The organism is Bacillus sp. JAS24-2, assembly GCF_008274905.1.
Classification (GTDB): domain Bacteria; phylum Bacillota; class Bacilli; order Bacillales; family Bacillaceae_G; genus Bacillus_A; species Bacillus_A cereus.
In genome coordinates this window covers 3,585,852-3,602,251 of sequence record NZ_CP031068.1, presented here as the reverse complement: position 1 = coordinate 3,602,251, position 16,400 = coordinate 3,585,852, and the positions used below count along the sequence as shown (strand labels likewise).

Sequence of the window (16,400 nt, the reverse complement as noted above, 5' to 3'; positions counted from 1 at the left end):
TTTGAAAAAAATCCCCTTTTGCACCTATATGCAGAAGGGGATTTTAATATTTATGAGATTTAAAATTTACTTTTAGATAATGCTTTAAGTACTGGCTTTATAATTAAACCTATTAAACGAAAGCCCTTAAATATAGAGCGTACAACTTTCAAGGAATGTTCCTCCTAGTTGATATTAATAAATGTATCATTATATAAAAATTTTTCTTCCATATAAAATCACAGCAATTTAACAAAACATGATTTCTATATAAGTATTTTATATTACGGCTAGTGATACGTATGTGAATGTACGTTAATTTAACGAAAAAGGCCGTCTATTATGAAATGCGCCCCAAATGTTAGATATAATTGGGGTGCACATCTAATTCGTGAGGTATTTGAGTCGTAACTTTAAATAAGTCCATTTCAAACAGATTTTAAGCTAAAAAATTTGGTAAATCCTCTATCCATGCTTTGAAGCTATCGCAATATTCTTCGAATTTCTCTTTATCATCATAGTAATAATACACCTTCGATTCTAATCTATGTAAGCAAAAATAATCTCCATTTCCAATACCATAGAATGGGAGCATATTTGAATCCCAATTACCATTACTCATTTCATAATTATATACCGCTTCTAGTGTATCATTTCCATTTGTTTTCCCCTTTGAAATATTATAAATATCACCTGGAAATGACCAGAATGTCATCAACTCAATAAAATATTTAAATTCATTACTAAACGAGCAATTAAATTTATCACTTAATTCTTTCCATTCTTTATCTGTGGGCTTGTCTAATACCTCGGTTTCTCTTTCTAGAATATTTGATAATATAGACTCTACTTCATTATAATTCATTTGTTTTCACCTCTATTTTTAATTTTAAATACCTTCTCCTGGTAAAACATACTCACTACCACGTTTTTTCCAATGTTCCCGAATTTCCTTGGCTCTTTCTGCTGGAGTAAGTTCAGATGGTTTTGTGTGATCATTTATCCAAATGTGTATTAGATTTCGTAATATAATAGTTTCTATTTTAAGAGAGATTTCAATTTCATCTTCATCATCGAACTTGTCTTGGAAATGCAGAAATAATTTTACCATTACCATTTAAAAACAAACGAATAATTACCTTAATTAATCTTCAGAATCCTCATCTGTAAATTCATTGTCTTTAAATACTGGATGCCCATTTGGATCGAGCATACCCATCACTTTTTTATCCCTATCAGATACAATCAGTGTATAGTCCTCCATAAGAAAAGGTTTTTTTGGTAAATCCACTAGTATTCTCCAAGCTGGTCTTATATCATCGTTGTTTCTATTTTCTTTCTCAATTTTAAATGTATAAGCCTCATCAAAGAAAAGGTGGTTGATATCTTCAGTAACTACTCCATCTAATTTATTTTTCTTATGATAATGTTTAGCAATTTCTATTGCTTCCTGAGGTTTTAACATCACATCTATAGTAATTTCATTTATTTTCCTATAATGTCTTGAAAAATCTTCTTGCTTTAATCTTATATAGTTTTGAAATTCTTGAGTAGACAATTGTTTAAACTCTTCATCAGACATATTTTTATACTTATCTAAAGACATATAAAATTCTCCTTTCCATGAATCTCCTTTTTGGTAGGGTAAAGATGTTGCTGTTTCTATAGATATGGGATTAGACTTTACTATTGGTGCAAAGGTAAGTGTGAATGGTTCGCCAAAATACAAAGTACAAAATAGAAAGGGCAAAACATACTATGTATCAGCAATTGAAGCTTATGTGTATGTAAAGTAAGAGTTACAAAAGAGACCTCAAATGTGAGGTCTCTTTTGTTGATTATTCTCCATATGTAACTTCTCTTCACTTAATCCAAGCTAGATAACATGCTTCATTGAAATATCCAATCTTAAAGAAAACTGTTTCCTCGAAAAGTTCTCTACTTTACTTGTGCTCAGAATCTAGTAAAATAGCTAGTCAAATTCAATTACTTTCACCTATGCTACTTCTTCTTTATATCCCGAAAAATTAATTTTTAATATCTTTCAAAAAATCTTCTAGAACTCTTTTGACGGGTAAGCTAGCCTTTTCCAATAATTTTTGTGCTGTATCAATTACTCGACTATTGGATACTATCATCTTTTTATGTTCTTCAGAATTGAAAGACCTTAAAGAATCTATAGTAGTCTCAACAACTTCATCACTTTCATCAAGCATATTCAATAGTAATTCTAATCCATTTATTCCTAAATCATCATCAATGCAATAAGCCAGCCTAATTTTCCACTTATCATTTTTATCATTAATACTTTGAAATAATTTTCCCCAATCTTTGTCAGTAAAATCATTCAGCAGTTCTTGAGCATACATAAATCCATCATCATACCAAGAATCTTCTGAACTATTTTCGGATAATATTTCATTTAATTCTTCATACATTTCTTATTCCTCCTTTATTTCTAAAATCCAGATGGTGGTAATGCATTAACTTTACCTGTCGGATAGGCACTAATAACACTATCTCCTTTCTTTATCACATCTATTTCTACACCATCAATAGTACCTCGATGCCAAGTTGCTCCGTCCCTAGCTCTAGTACTAATTAATTTAGAATTCCCGATATTCTTAACGCTATTTATTATTTTTGTGTCACTCCACCCATCTGGAAATACTGTACTACTTTTTATTTTAGATAATTTACCATCTGGAAACTGAGTAGTATACTTAATGTTCTTTGTTCCATCTGGATTAATTTTAATTTCCTCTACAACATAGTTATGATGATTATTATTTATTCCAGAAGAATGTCCCCCAATAATCTCATTCTTATTAGGATTTTTTCTTTGTCCCCACAGAATTTTTTCTTCCATTTCGGGTGTGATTGTGGAATTAGCTCCGTTGGCTTCCTTACCAGCATTATCTATTTTTTTAGTTGCATTTCCCTCTTTATCAAGTTTACCATTCTCTTTAACTTTATTAACACGCTCACCAGAAGATGAAGAAGACTTGAATTTTTGAAGAGTATCCTGGGCATTTTGAATCGATTTATCCCAAACCAATCCACCGTGTACAACAGCACCAACACCAGCCGCTGTAGCAACTGCATCTAATGGAAGAACAATTGGTGATGCTAACCCACCACTTCCTACTTCTGCGAAGAATGTTAAGAAATTAGCCCCACCTATGACTGAAATACCTTCAAAGATTTCTACAATAGATCCTGCCGTTGATATAACATGTCCAGTAAATCTTCCAGCTTGATAAGTTGCTTTGCTTTCTAATTTATCATTATCAGGTGGTGTTAGTCCAATATAGTCTTCAGCTACTGCACTGCCAGCGCCTTGTATAAAGTCCAAAGCACCTTCATAAATATCTTCGACACCATGTTTAAACGTATCTAGTAAAGATTCATCTTTTTTTTCACTATTTAATGGACCGCACATTGCTCCTTCTTCAATTGAACTACCATTTAAAAGATTGTCAGCCTGACGCTTCCTATCTTCTTCAATCACCTGAATGGAAGTCGTCCATTCCATATTCAACCCTTGTGTGCTAAACGTCCCACTTGCGGGACTAAATCCTTTTCCACTTTGCACTTCAGCGAGTCCGGCTGTGATACTAGCTGCTAATTGAAGAGCAGTGCTGTAGTTATTACTGGATGTATAATTGAATTCATATAAATGCTCTAGTTTTTCTACAAGTTTTTTTTTCATCTCAACTAAAACAGCCACAATTGCGTCTACTCCAGGCATAGGTGTAAGTAACTCTATTGCTTCTATACTTGCAATTGTTTGATTGATTTCTTGGATTTGTTCTCTTATTTCTTGTTCGATAACATCTGTTGAAGCAACCTTTGCTTGAAAATCATTTGGAAACGCATCATTTTGACGAATTAATTCTTCACATAAATATATAATTCCTTGCGCCAAAGGCCGAAATGTTTGAACAAGATAGGTTTTTGCACTGCTATATGTTTGCCCTTGTAACACAGTATCCATTGCAAAAGTGTCAATCGACTGAATCGCTTGTTCCATAGCTTGAATGGTAGCTGTACATACAGCATTCATACTTTGTGTTTGGGCATGTACTTCCCCTAAATACATATTTAAACTCAAAAATCTCCCCCCTTTTATGCGAACAAGTAAATCATACCAATTAAAGGATATATATGTAAATATGCTGCTGTAGTAAACTCAATATCAAAGTAGAACTTTTCCATTTAATTACTAAAGTATCGTCTAATTCGTTTATGGGTACCTGTGAAGAATATGGTATACAAAATAAATTTACAGGATTTGAAATGAATATATATAATAGAAGAAAAAAGAAATGTTTATATTGTCGCTACCATGTTGGCGTCAACCTCATGCGCCTAATGGCAACAAAAAACATCTACTTCGTCCCATTCGGCCAAGATGCACCAGAGAAAAAACCGAACTCAATGGTAGCTCGCATGGAGCTGCTGGAAGATACAGTGTTAGAAGCGCTGCAAGGGAAGCAATTGCAACCGGTGGTCGTAGAAAAATTCAGATATATGAATTAAAAAACGAAAAAAAACGGACAATTTTTGATGAAACCATCATTCTTACTGTAGAATATGATAAAATTAACGTTATTAAGATCAGAAGGGGTATTGTATACTCCTTCTGATTCTAAGTTATAGAAGGATTGGTATCTAGAAAGGGGCATAGTGATGGAAAAGCAAAAAACTTTTCATGTCGCTGTAGTTGGAGCAACCGGCGCAGTTGGTGAACAAATGTTAAATACTTTAGAGAAACGAGAATTTCCAATCGGGAAATTAACGTTACTTTCATCTAAACGATCTGCAGGTAAGAAACTTGTATTTAAAGGCGAAGAATTTACAGTTCAAGAGGCAACTCCTGAAAGCTTTGAAGGAGTAGATATCGCACTATTTAGTGCTGGTGGATCTGTATCGAAACAATTAGCGCCAGAAGCAGCAAAACGCGGTGCGATTGTTGTTGATAATACAAGTGCATTCCGTATGACAGAAAACGTGCCACTTGTTGTACCTGAAGTAAATGAAAACGACTTAAAAGAACATAATGGTATTATTGCAAATCCAAACTGTTCTACAATTCAAATGGTAGTAGCTCTTGAGCCAGTTCGTCAGCAATATGGTTTAAAACGAGTAATCGTTTCCACATATCAAGCTGTATCAGGTGCTGGTGCGGCAGCTATTGAAGAACTGCATGAACAATCACAAGCAATCTTAAATGGCGAAGAAGTTAAGGCAAATGTTCTTCCTGTATCAGGTGATAAGAAGCATTTCCCAATTGCTTTTAATGCGATTCCACAGATTGATAAATTCCAAGATAATGGATTTACGTTTGAAGAAATGAAAATGATTAACGAAACGAAAAAAATTATGCATATGCCTGAATTAGAAGTAGCGGCAACATGTGTACGTTTACCAGTTGTATCAGGACACTCTGAGTCTGTTTACATCGAAGTAGAAAAAGAAGGCGTAACAGTAGCAGAATTAAAGAGCTTACTTGCAAATGCGGAAGGTATTGTTCTGCAAGATAATCCAGAAGAGCAGTTATATCCAATGCCAGCTACTGCAGTAGGTAAAAACGAAGTATTCGTTGGAAGAATCCGTAAAGATTTAAATAACGATAAAGGATTCCATCTTTGGGTCGTATCTGATAACTTATTAAAAGGCGCTGCATGGAATTCTGTTCAAATTGCAGAGCGCTTAGTAAAATTACAATTAGTGTAAACGGCTAAGAGAAGGTGCAAAATATGAAAATAATTGTTCAAAAATTTGGTGGCACATCAGTACGTGATGACAATGGACGTAAGCATGCGCTTCATCATATAAAAAAATCATTAGCTGCTGGTTATAAAGTAGTTACTGTCGTATCTGCTATGGGCCGTAAAGGTGAACCATATGCAACGGATACGTTATTAAGTCTTGTAAATCAAGAGGAATCTACTATTTCTAAACGTGAGCAAGATTTATTATTATCATGCGGAGAGTTAATCTCTGCAATTGTTTTCTCTAATATGTTGAATGAGAACGGTATAAAAGCAGCAGCATTAAATGGTGCACAAGCTGGTTTTGTAACGAATGATGACTTTACGAATGCAAAGATTATTGAAATGAATTGCGATCGTATACATGAAGAGTTAGAAAATGTAGATGTAATCGTCGTTACAGGATTTCAAGGGCAAACGAAAAAAGGTGATACGACAACACTTGGACGCGGAGGTAGTGATACTTCAGCTTCAGCATTAGGTGTTGCACTTCATGCTGAATATATCGATATATTCACTGATGTAGAAGGTGTTATGACTGCGGATCCTCGTATTGTAAAAGATGCACGTCATCTTCAAACTGTAACGTATAACGAAATTTGTAACATGGCTTATCAAGGTGCGAAAGTCGTTCATCCACGTGCAGTTGAAATTGCGATGCATGCAAAAGTGCCACTTCGTGTACGTTCTACGTATTCTGAAAGTGAAGGTACTCTTATTGCAGCATACGATGGTGCTACAAAAGGGCAGGATGTAGAAGAACGTCCTGTTACAGGTATTGCCCACGTATCGAACGTAACGCAAATTAAAGTACTTGCAAAAGAAACGGCATACGACATACAGCAGCATGTATTTAAAGAAATGGCAAACGAAGGCATTAGTGTTGATTTAATTAACATTTCTCCTACTGGTGTAGCTTACACAGTAAATGATAATGTATCAGCTCGTGCTGTCGAAGTGCTAAAACAACTTGGATATGAGCCAATTGTGACAGAACATTGTGCGAAAGTATCTATCGTTGGAGCTGGAATGGCAGGCATCCCAGGGGTTACTGCAAAAATCGTTACAGCTTTAGCAGAAAAAGGTATTCAAATCCTGCAATCGGCAGATAGTCATACAACAATTTGGGTTCTTGTAAAAGAAATTGATTTGGTGGAGGCTGTAAATGCATTACATAGTGCGTTTGAGCTTTCAAAAGAAAAGCAACTGGAACAATAAGGAGTGAGACCATGATAGATTTTGGGACAATTGCAACCGCGATGGTAACACCGTTTGATATAAACGGGAATATCGATTTTGCAAAGACAACGAAATTGGTAAATTATTTAATTGATAACGGTACAACAGCAATCGTGGTAGGAGGAACGACAGGAGAATCTCCTACATTAACTTCAGAAGAGAAAGTAGCGTTATATCGCCATGTCGTATCTGTTGTCGATAAAAGAGTGCCCGTAATCGCTGGAACAGGTAGCAATAATACGCATGCTTCTATTGACTTAACTAAAAAGGCAACAGAAGTTGGTGTGGATGCAGTAATGCTAGTAGCACCGTATTATAACAAACCGAGTCAAGAAGGAATGTATCAGCATTTTAAAGCAATTGCTGAAAGTACGCCGCTTCCGGTTATGCTATATAACGTTCCGGGACGATCTATTGTACAAATCTCCGTTGATACAGTTGTTCGTTTATCAGAAATAGAAAACATTGTTGCTATTAAAGATGCCGGCGGCGATGTGTTAACAATGACAGAAATCATTGAAAAAACAGCGGACGACTTTGCGGTATACAGCGGTGATGATGGTTTAACGTTACCAGCTATGGCAGTTGGAGCGAAAGGTATCGTTTCGGTAGCATCTCATGTTATCGGAAACGAAATGCAAGAAATGATTACAGCATTTCAATCAGGAGAATTTAAGAAGGCACAAAAATTACATCAATTACTTGTAAGAGTAACTGATTCATTATTTATGGCGCCAAGTCCAACTCCAGTAAAAACAGCGTTACAAATGGTTGGATTAGATGTAGGTTCTGTACGTTTACCACTTCTTCCATTAACAGAAGAAGAAAGAGTAACGTTACAATCTGTAATGCAATCTATCCCTCGTTAATAAAAAATGACCTAGTGTAGAACTAGGTCATTTTTTATTATATGCAAATCTTTTTCTCGTTTTCTCACCTATATGTGTTCTTATAAGAATATTAATCGCTTCTTCATTATGTGTATAAGAAAATAATCGTACTCCTTTAACCGAGTCAAAAAATGATAGATATTATGGAATAAACGTAATAAACTACGGTGTTTGTTTTTAGAGAAATCCCCTCAAATTTGACGTAATTCATAAAAAAACTCCATTTTGTAAGTGTTTTTGTTGGATTCTAGAAAAATAAATCTTGAAACTCCCTATTATGAAATGAATTTAGCGTATGTATGGCTAGTTCTTCAAAATAATATGGAGTATAAAATCAAAGTAAATATAAAGGAAATACCTTCGATACTTTTGTTGTCATTCCGTTCTTTTACTCTTTCTTTCGCACGATTTAACTTGTGTTCTATTTCTTGTATCAGGTATAATATGGCTAAGTAGCTTAGTACGGGTATGCTTAGCAAAATTGGGAAAAATTATAATTTAATTAAATTTTCATATCATATCGAATAAGATATTTGATTTATATAATGAAAGAGAGGTGAAACCTGGTTTAAAAAATAAACAAGGACATGATATCGCATAACGGTAAGGACATTCGTCTTGGACGGTGAAAATATGGTGGTTGTAGAGTTTCCCCTGGTGTCTCTGCAATTTTAGTGAAATCAGTGTTTGCAAGATTTTTAAACCAGGCAACAACATGAAGAGAAAAGAGAATGAGTCTGTTAAAGTATTTGCTCTTGGTGGAGTAGGTGAAATCGGGAAAAACATGTACTGTGTTGAAATTGATTCTGAAATCTTTATCGTAGATGCAGGGTTAATGTTCCCGGGAGATGAAATGTTTGGAATTGATATCGTTATTCCTGATATTACATATTTAGTGGAAAATCAAGAGCGAGTAAAAGGTTTATTTATTACTCACGGTCATGAAGATCATATTGGTGGAATTGTGTATGTACTTCGTAAATTATCTATTCCAGTCTATGCAACGAAATTAACAGTAGGACTTATACAAGAAAAACTTGGTGAAGCGGGCATGTTAGGCCGTGTAGACCTAAAAACAATCGATTCAAATTCAACAGTAGAATTTAACACTACAACGGTGTCATTCTTCGGAACGACACATAGTATTCCGGATTCTGTTGGCGTTTGTTTCCATACATCAAAAGGTGCAGTCGTATATACGGGAGACTTTAAATTCGATCAAACTCCAATTGGAAATAGTGGAGCAGACCTTGGGAAAATGGCGCAAATCGGAAATGAAGGCGTACTTTGCTTATTATCTGATAGTACAAACGCAGAGCGCCCAGGTTATACAGGTTCAGAAAAAGAAGTTGGTGTAGAAATCTCTAAAGTGTTCTATGGCGCAGAAGGTCGTATTATCGTTGCTTCATTTGCATCAAATGTACATCGTATTCAACAAGTATTTGATGCAGCTGCTGAAACAGGGCGAAAAGTAGCGGTAGTAGGACGTAGTATGGTGAAAGTAGTAGACATTGCAAGACGTCTTGGTTATTTAGATGTTCCAGAAGGTATGGTTATTTCATTACAAGAAGTAGACAACTTCCCAGAGAAAAAGGTAGCTATTTTAACGACAGGTAGTCAAGGTGAACCGATGGCTGCTCTATCTAGAATGGCAAAACAAGCACATAAACAAATTTCAATTCGTAAAGGTGATACTGTTATCATTGCTGCTTCGCCAATTCCGGGTAATGAAATATCTGTATCAAAAATTATTGATTTGTTATTTAGAGCTGGAGCTGAAGTTGTTTATTACGGCGAAAGAAAAGTTCACGTGTCAGGTCACGGTAGCCAAGAAGAATTAAAATTAATGTTAAATTTAATGAAACCAAAGTACTTTGTACCCGTACATGGTGAGTTCCGTATGCAAAAAGCGCATGCATATTTAGCTGAAGATGTAGGTATTACAAGAGAAAATATCTTTATCGTAGAAAAAGGCGATGTAATTGCTTTTGGTGACGATGAAGCGAACTTAGTCGGTAAAGTACAAGCTGGTAATGTTTTAATTGATGGATTAGGTGTAGGTGACGTTGGTAATATCGTTCTTCGAGATAGAAAGATGTTATCTCAAGATGGAATACTAGTAGTTGTTGTAACGCTTGGTAAAGATGAAAAGAAAATTATCTCTGGTCCAGAAATCATTTCACGTGGTTTCGTATATGTTCGTGAATCAGAAGCGTTAATTGAACGTTCTACAGAGATTGTACGTATGATTGTTGAGCAGTCAATTAAAGAATATTCAATTGAATGGTCAATGTTAAAACAAAATATTCGTGAATTATTAGGACAGTTCTTGTACGAAGAGACAAAGAGAAAACCTATGATTTTACCGATTATTATGGAAGTATAAAAAAGATCACCCTTATGGGTGATCTTTTTTCTTTTTAACCCTATCGAATGAAATTTATAACTTAAGAAATAATAGTTATATACGAGTGAAAGGGGATGCGAAATGACAGAACGTGATCGATATACAAATGAAGAAAAAGAAGCTGAGCCAAAAGAAGCTGGAAAAGAGGCTTCAATAGTCGAAAAAATTCAACAGCTTGGACAGACAAATGTACCACAGATGAATGAATCACGTATTCATTGTTTAACGATTATCGGACAAGTGGAAGGTCATGTTCAATTACCACCGCAAAATAAAACAACAAAATACGAGCATATCATTCCGCAAATTGTTGCGATTGAACAAAATCCGAAAATTGAAGGTTTGCTTTTAATATTAAATACGGTTGGAGGTGACGTTGAAGCTGGGCTAGCAATTTCTGAAATGGTAGCTTCACTTTCAAAACCAACAGTATCTCTAGTTTTAGGTGGGGGACATTCCATCGGTGTACCGATTGCTGTTTCTACTGACTATTCGTTTATTGCGGAAACTGCGACGATGACAATTCATCCAATTCGTTTAACAGGTCTTGTCATAGGTGTGCCACAAACATTTGAGTATTTGGATAAGATGCAAGAAAGAGTCATTCGTTTTGTGACGAAGCACTCAAAAGTAACAGAAGATCGTTTTAAAGAGCTTATGTTTGCGAAAGGGAATTTAACGCGAGATATTGGGACGAATGTAATTGGTGGGGATGCAGTAAAGTACGGTCTTATAGATGATGTTGGCGGTATTGGAAATGCGATTCGAAAATTAAACGAATTAATAGATGTTCGCGCGGAAGATAGTACAGAAGGGACAATGCTACAATGATTTTATATACAATTATGCCAGAGCAACTTGTGTATCCGGCCGATTATTCACAATGTGAAAGTCAAAAAGTTGTAAATATAAATGGTGTGGAATTAATGGTTTCTGAAGAGGAACATGGATGTTATTCTATTGTACGTGTGCTAAGTACGGACCCACTTCACTATTTAGAGTTTGAGCCCGGTCAGAAAATAACCTTTTAGCAAAAAGAAGGATTTTGTTTAGAAGCTATGGTATAATATAAAAAACAAGACGGTTGAGCAGCCATGAGTAGGCTGCTTTCTTCTGTTTATTTAGCATTTTACAAGAAGTGTAAAAATAGAAGATATAAAGACCTGAAAAATAGAGAAAACAGACATATAAATAGAGCGTTTTGAGGGGAGCTTTATTTATATGTAGAACGCGAGGTGAAGAAATGGCAAAACAAAAGCAAAGAGGGACGAAGGCAAAGGCAAGACGTACGATAAAGCCAACTTTGTATTATGAAATCGTCGGTTTAACTCTTTTTGCACTTTCAATCATTACGATTTTACAGCTAGGCGTTGTAGGAAAATCGTTTGTGTTATTTTTTCGCTTCTTCTTTGGTGAGTGGTACATAATTGGTGTGTTAGGTGTAATAGCTTTATCGGTTTCCTTTGTTATAAAACGCGGATGGCCGAACCTTTTAAATAAACGATTAATTGGATTTTATTTAATTGTATTGGCGATATTAATGTTTAGTCATATTACATTATTTAACCTTCTTACAAAAGATGGAGCAGTGCAAAATACTTCTGTTATTGTGAGTACGAAAGATAACTTCTTTCTTGAAATGAAAAAGGGGCCAGATAGCGTTCATTTAGGTGGTGGTATGTTTGGTGCGCTTATGTTCGCAACATGTTACTTCTTATTTGACGAAGTAGGAGCTTATATCATTGGTATTATTCTAGTTATTCTCGGTATACTTTGTATAACAAATAAGCATATTGGAGAAGTGTTAGCGCCAGTTGGTAGAATTCTTAGAAGTCAATTTCAAGTGATGCAAGGGGATTATAAAGATTGGAGAGCTAAAAGAACGGCTGAACAAACAGAAAAGAAAAAAACAACAAGAAGCACAAGAAGCAAACGTGCTGCAGAACAAGAAGAAATTATTGAGCCTATGGAAGAAATTTCAATTGATCCTCCGATTATTTCGAATTTCACTGAGAATTATCCTGTAAATGAAGAAGAGGATAAACGAATCGAAGTAGAGGAAGAAGATTTGATCACTTCACCGTTTATTGAAGAGACTCCGCCAATTGAAGAACCAAAGAAAAAGCGTGGAGAAAAAATTGTTGAATCGTTAGAGAGTGAAGCGCAAGCACCTCCTATGCAATTTTCAAATGTAGAAAATAAAGATTACAAGCTTCCTTCACTTGATATATTAAAATTTCCAAAGAATAAGCAAGTTACAAATGAAAATGCGGAAATTTATGAGAATGCTCGTAAATTAGAACGTACATTCCAAAGTTTCGGAGTGAAAGCGAAAGTAACAAAAGTACATAGAGGTCCTGCAGTTACAAAATATGAAGTGTATCCTGATATGGGGGTAAAAGTAAGCAAAATTGTCAGTTTAAGTGATGATTTAGCCCTTGCTTTAGCTGCAAAGGACATTCGTATTGAAGCGCCAATTCCCGGGAAATCAGCTGTAGGGATCGAAGTTCCGAACTCAGAAGTTTCGATGGTAACACTGAGGGAAGTGCTTGATTCTAAGGCTAATAACCATCCGGAAGAGAAGTTGTTAATTGGTCTTGGCCGAGATATTACAGGTGAAGCTGTATTAGCCCGTCTAAATAAAATGCCCCATTTACTCGTAGCTGGTGCGACAGGTAGCGGGAAAAGTGTATGTATTAACGGTATTATTGTTAGTATTTTAATGCGTGCAAAACCACATGAAGTAAAATTAATGATGATTGACCCGAAAATGGTAGAGTTAAATGTATATAACGGTGTGCCTCATTTGTTAACGCCAGTTGTAACTGATCCGAAAAAAGCATCGCAAGCATTGAAAAAAGTTGTGAGTGAAATGGAACGTCGTTATGAATTGTTTGCTCATAGTGGTACACGTAACATTGAAGGATACAACGATTATATAAAAGAGCATAATAGTCAATCAGAAGCGAAACAACCCGAATTACCTTATATTGTAGTAATTGTGGACGAGTTAGCAGATTTAATGATGGTTGCTTCGTCTGATGTAGAGGATGCGATTATGCGTCTAGCGCAAATGGCTCGTGCTGCTGGTATTCATTTAATTATTGCAACGCAACGTCCGTCAGTTGATGTTATTACGGGTGTTATTAAAGCAAATATTCCATCACGTATTGCATTCGCTGTATCTTCTCAAACAGATTCTCGTACAATTCTTGACGGTGGTGGTGCAGAGAAGCTACTAGGTCGTGGAGACATGCTGTTTATACCAATTGGTGCATCGAAACCTGTACGTGTACAAGGCGCATTTTTATCAGATGATGAAGTTGAGAGAGTTGTAGAATATGTCATTGGACAGCAAAAAGCACAATATCAAGAAGATATGATTCCGCAAGATGTTCCTGATACGAAGCAGGAAGTAGAAGATGAATTATATGATGAAGCGGTTCAACTTGTAGTGGAAATGCAAACAGCATCTGTTTCTATGTTACAACGTAGGTTTAGAGTAGGTTATACGCGAGCTGCTCGCCTAATTGATGCAATGGAAATGAATGGTGTAGTAGGTCCATATGAAGGTAGTAAACCGAGAGAAGTGCTCATTAATGATGTACAAGAAAAAAGTTCTTAAAAAAAGCCTAATTGTTTTTACAATTAGGCTTTTTTATATAGTGTTTTTGTTATATACTATACTCAGTAATAAAGAAAGGGCTTACATTCAGGAGTGCTCTTTAGAATACGAATACTTTGAGTATGTTTTATGTAAATGTTCGATATTTAATGCAGAAAAATGTTCGATTTTGTTGACACGTATGAGAGCAAGTGGTAAGATTACTTCGAAAAGAATCACTGCCTCATATAATCTTGGAGATAAGGTCCATAAGTTTCTACCTGGCAACCATGAATTGCTAGACTATGAGGGGAAAAGTGTGTAACAAAGGATGTAAAGGATCTTTGTGCCGAACTTTTTCTCGAAATGAGGAATGTTTATGGTGCAAAGTTTTTTTTATGCAATAAAGAGTGAAAATTTCATTAAAAAAAATTATTATTATTTATTCGACAATTACGCTTATTTTGGTGTTTAGTCATTTGTACTATGTTGTAAGTTGAAAAAAGAGAAAAGAAGTCTTACATCAGAGGTCGAATAATTGAAATGCGGGGGAGTCTTATGTCAGTAAAATCCGATAGTCGTCACCTATATCTACGGGTGATTGATCACATCAAAGAAAAAATTAAAGATGGGGCTTATAAAGAACGACAAAAGTTACCATCAGAGTTTGATTTAGCGAAAGAACTTGGCGTAAGTAGAGCGACTTTAAGGGAAGCGTTGCGTATTTTAGAAGAAGAAAATGTTGTCATTCGTAGACATGGTGTAGGGACATTTGTAAATGCAAAGCCATTATTTTCTTCTGGAATAGAACAACTTTCTAGTATTACAGATATGATTTCTAGTGTGGGGAAAACACCAGGAACAATCTTTTTATCATCATCTACTACAACTTTAACAGAAGAGGAAAAAGAGAAGTTTAATAGTGAAGATGGTTTTAATGCAGTGATGATTGAACGCGTGCGTACAGCAGATGGGGAACCTGTTGTGTATTGTATCGATAAACTTGCAAAAGAAATATTGCCAGATTTATCGGGTTACAATGAGGAATCATTATTAACGGTGATACATAATAACACACATAAGCGCATAACATATGCGGTTGCCCACATTGAGCCAATTGGCTATCACCCTAAAATCTCACCGATTTTAGAATGTGAGCCTGAAACAGCACTGCTTGTATTAAAACAAATGCACTATGATCAAAATGATGAGCCAATCTTATATTCTATCAATTACTTTAGAGCTGATAAATTTAGCTTCCACGTATTAAGAAAGCGTATGTAGGTAAATTCCTTTTTAGGGAGGTGACAGCAAGAAGTAAGGAACAGCAGCGTAAGAATAAATAAATATATATCATTTTTGGAGGGGTTTCTAGTATGAAGAAAAAAGCAGGCCTTTTATTATCATTAACATTAGCAGCAAGTACAGTTTTAGGTGCATGTGGTAACTCGGATAAGGCGAGCAGTGACAAGAAAGACACGAAAGACAATAAAGATTTCAAGGTTGGTCTTGTAACGGATGTTGGGGGCGTTGATGATAAGTCATTCAACCAATCTTCTTGGGAAGGGTTACAAAAGTTTGGTAAAGATAATGGTTTAAAAGAAAAGACAAATTATCGTTACCTTCAGTCTGAAAAAGAGGCTGATTATATTCCGAATTTAAAAAAATTCTCGAAAGATAAATATGATTTAACATTCGGAATTGGTTATAAATTAGAGGGTGCAATTAAAGAAGTAGCAAAAGAATCGTCAAAACAACAATTTGCAATCGTAGATACTGTTGTAGATGCACCGAACGTAACGAGCATTACGTTTAAAGATCATGAAGGATCATTCCTTGTAGGTGCGGTAGCAGCTATGTCAACAAAATCAAATAAAGTAGGATTTGTTGGTGGAATGAAAAGTGATTTAATTAGTAAATTTGAAAATGGATTTAAAGCTGGTGCAAAGGCAGTAAATCCAAACATTGAAATCGTATCTGAATATGCAGAAGCATTCGATAAGCCTGAAAAAGGTACAGTTCTTGCTTCAGCAATGTATGGTCAAGGCGTAGACGTAATTTATCATGCTGCTGGTGGTACAGGTAACGGTGTGTTCACAGAAGCGAAAAACCGTAAGAAAAAAGGTGAAAATGTATGGGTAATCGGTGTTGACCGTGACCAACATCAAGAAGGTATGCCTGAAAATGTAACATTAACTTCAATGATTAAACGTGTTGATGTAGCTGTAGAAAAAGTAGCTAAAGAAGCAAAAGATGGAAATTTAAAAGGTGGGAAAATTGAAGAGTTTGGCTTAAAAGATGACGGTATTGGTATTTCAAAAACAACTGATAACGTGAAAAAAGTTAACCCTGAAATTTTAACAAAAGTAGAAGAGCTTGAAAAGAAAATTACAGCCGGTGAAATTAAAGTGCCAGCTACAGATAAAGAGTATAAAGAATACGAAGCTTCTCTAAAAAAATAAATAGAGAAATAGCAAAGGTTAGTTCATAGAACTAACCTTTGT

Annotated in this window: 13 protein-coding genes, 2 pseudogenes and 1 riboswitch; of the genes and pseudogenes, 10 read left to right on the top strand and 5 right to left on the bottom strand. The window is 35.3% G+C overall.

The window, feature by feature from the left end; genetic code table 11:
* Positions 1-418 precede the first annotated feature (418 nt).
* The 5 genes and pseudogenes from DN407_RS18530 to DN407_RS18505 form a co-directional block, all read right to left on the bottom strand.
* Positions 419-844 carry an SMI1/KNR4 family protein gene (locus DN407_RS18530; RefSeq protein WP_149216564.1) on the bottom strand — a complete coding sequence of 142 codons (426 nt, stop codon included), beginning with the start codon at positions 842-844 and terminating at the stop codon, positions 419-421.
* A gap of 24 nt (positions 845-868) precedes the next feature.
* Positions 869-1,063 (bottom strand): annotated as a pseudogene (locus DN407_RS18525) (hypothetical protein); the annotation flags it as partial.
* 60 nt (positions 1,064-1,123) lie between these two features.
* On the bottom strand, positions 1,124-1,585 hold the full coding sequence (locus DN407_RS18520) for a hypothetical protein (RefSeq protein WP_098869208.1): 462 nt from the start codon (positions 1,583-1,585) through the stop codon (positions 1,124-1,126).
* Positions 1,586-2,006: 421 nt separating this feature from the next.
* Complete coding sequence (locus tag DN407_RS18510) at positions 2,007-2,417, bottom strand: hypothetical protein (protein ID WP_000272778.1); 411 nt, start codon at positions 2,415-2,417, stop codon at positions 2,007-2,009.
* Positions 2,418-2,437: 20 nt separating this feature from the next.
* Entirely contained in the window at positions 2,438-4,093 is a 1,656-nt protein-coding gene (locus DN407_RS18505) for an EndoU domain-containing protein (RefSeq protein ID WP_149216563.1), read from the bottom strand.
* A gap of 239 nt (positions 4,094-4,332) precedes the next feature.
* Between DN407_RS18505 and spoVFB the strand changes: the two are divergent.
* The 10 genes and pseudogenes from spoVFB to DN407_RS18450 form a co-directional block, all read left to right on the top strand.
* Positions 4,333-4,521, top strand: a pseudogene (gene spoVFB, locus DN407_RS18500) (dipicolinate synthase subunit B); the annotation flags it as partial.
* A gap of 150 nt (positions 4,522-4,671) precedes the next feature.
* Positions 4,672-5,718 carry an aspartate-semialdehyde dehydrogenase gene (gene asd / locus DN407_RS18495; protein WP_000414846.1) on the top strand — a complete coding sequence of 349 codons (1,047 nt, stop codon included), beginning with the start codon at positions 4,672-4,674 and terminating at the stop codon, positions 5,716-5,718.
* Positions 5,719-5,741: 23 nt separating this feature from the next.
* Positions 5,742-6,974 carry an aspartate kinase gene (gene dapG, locus DN407_RS18490; protein ID WP_000692453.1) on the top strand — a complete coding sequence of 411 codons (1,233 nt, stop codon included), beginning with the start codon at positions 5,742-5,744 and terminating at the stop codon, positions 6,972-6,974.
* A gap of 11 nt (positions 6,975-6,985) precedes the next feature.
* On the top strand, positions 6,986-7,864 hold the full coding sequence (dapA, locus tag DN407_RS18485) for a 4-hydroxy-tetrahydrodipicolinate synthase (protein WP_000564764.1): 879 nt from the start codon (positions 6,986-6,988) through the stop codon (positions 7,862-7,864).
* Positions 7,865-8,600: 736 nt separating this feature from the next.
* Positions 8,601-10,271, top strand: a complete 1,671-nt coding sequence (locus DN407_RS18480) for a ribonuclease J (protein ID WP_000823096.1) — start codon at positions 8,601-8,603, stop codon at positions 10,269-10,271.
* 102 nt (positions 10,272-10,373) lie between these two features.
* Positions 10,374-11,123 carry a translocation-enhancing protein TepA gene (tepA, locus tag DN407_RS18475; RefSeq protein ID WP_000139806.1) on the top strand — a complete coding sequence of 250 codons (750 nt, stop codon included), beginning with the start codon at positions 10,374-10,376 and terminating at the stop codon, positions 11,121-11,123.
* Complete coding sequence (locus DN407_RS18470; RefSeq protein ID WP_000605020.1) at positions 11,120-11,323, top strand: YlzJ-like family protein; 204 nt, start codon at positions 11,120-11,122, stop codon at positions 11,321-11,323. The genes tepA and DN407_RS18470 overlap by 4 nt, the downstream gene beginning before the upstream one ends.
* A gap of 212 nt (positions 11,324-11,535) precedes the next feature.
* On the top strand, positions 11,536-13,917 hold the full coding sequence (locus DN407_RS18465; protein WP_001118776.1) for a DNA translocase FtsK: 2,382 nt from the start codon (positions 11,536-11,538) through the stop codon (positions 13,915-13,917).
* A 203-nt stretch (positions 13,918-14,120) separates the two neighbouring features.
* Positions 14,121-14,222, top strand: a riboswitch (purine riboswitch).
* A 232-nt stretch (positions 14,223-14,454) separates the two neighbouring features.
* Positions 14,455-15,180, top strand: coding sequence for a GntR family transcriptional regulator (locus DN407_RS18455; RefSeq protein WP_000114182.1), 726 nt, complete (start codon positions 14,455-14,457; stop codon positions 15,178-15,180).
* 92 nt (positions 15,181-15,272) lie between these two features.
* Positions 15,273-16,358: a BMP family lipoprotein gene (locus DN407_RS18450; RefSeq protein WP_000725771.1), complete on the top strand. Its 1,086-nt coding sequence runs from the start codon at positions 15,273-15,275 to the stop codon at positions 16,356-16,358.
* The last annotated feature ends 42 nt before the right edge of the window (positions 16,359-16,400 follow it).

What these genes read in the sequence shown, in the direction of transcription:
- DN407_RS18455 (WP_000114182.1), top strand. Translation starts at nt 14,455, where the DNA reads ATGTCAGTAAAATCCGATAGTCGTCACCTATATCTACGGGTGATTGAT.
- asd (WP_000414846.1), top strand. Translation starts at nt 4,672, where the DNA reads ATGGAAAAGCAAAAAACTTTTCATGTCGCTGTAGTTGGAGCAACCGGC.
- dapA (WP_000564764.1), top strand. Translation starts at nt 6,986, where the DNA reads ATGATAGATTTTGGGACAATTGCAACCGCGATGGTAACACCGTTTGAT.
- DN407_RS18465 (WP_001118776.1), top strand. Translation starts at nt 11,536, where the DNA reads ATGGCAAAACAAAAGCAAAGAGGGACGAAGGCAAAGGCAAGACGTACG.
- DN407_RS18520 (WP_098869208.1), bottom strand. Translation starts at nt 1,585, where the DNA reads ATGTCTTTAGATAAGTATAAAAATATGTCTGATGAAGAGTTTAAACAA.
- DN407_RS18470 (WP_000605020.1), top strand. Translation starts at nt 11,120, where the DNA reads ATGATTTTATATACAATTATGCCAGAGCAACTTGTGTATCCGGCCGAT.
- DN407_RS18450 (WP_000725771.1), top strand. Translation starts at nt 15,273, where the DNA reads ATGAAGAAAAAAGCAGGCCTTTTATTATCATTAACATTAGCAGCAAGT.
- tepA (WP_000139806.1), top strand. Translation starts at nt 10,374, where the DNA reads ATGACAGAACGTGATCGATATACAAATGAAGAAAAAGAAGCTGAGCCA.
- dapG (WP_000692453.1), top strand. Translation starts at nt 5,742, where the DNA reads ATGAAAATAATTGTTCAAAAATTTGGTGGCACATCAGTACGTGATGAC.
- DN407_RS18510 (WP_000272778.1), bottom strand. Translation starts at nt 2,417, where the DNA reads ATGTATGAAGAATTAAATGAAATATTATCCGAAAATAGTTCAGAAGAT.
- DN407_RS18530 (WP_149216564.1), bottom strand. Translation starts at nt 844, where the DNA reads ATGAATTATAATGAAGTAGAGTCTATATTATCAAATATTCTAGAAAGA.
- DN407_RS18480 (WP_000823096.1), top strand. Translation starts at nt 8,601, where the DNA reads ATGAAGAGAAAAGAGAATGAGTCTGTTAAAGTATTTGCTCTTGGTGGA.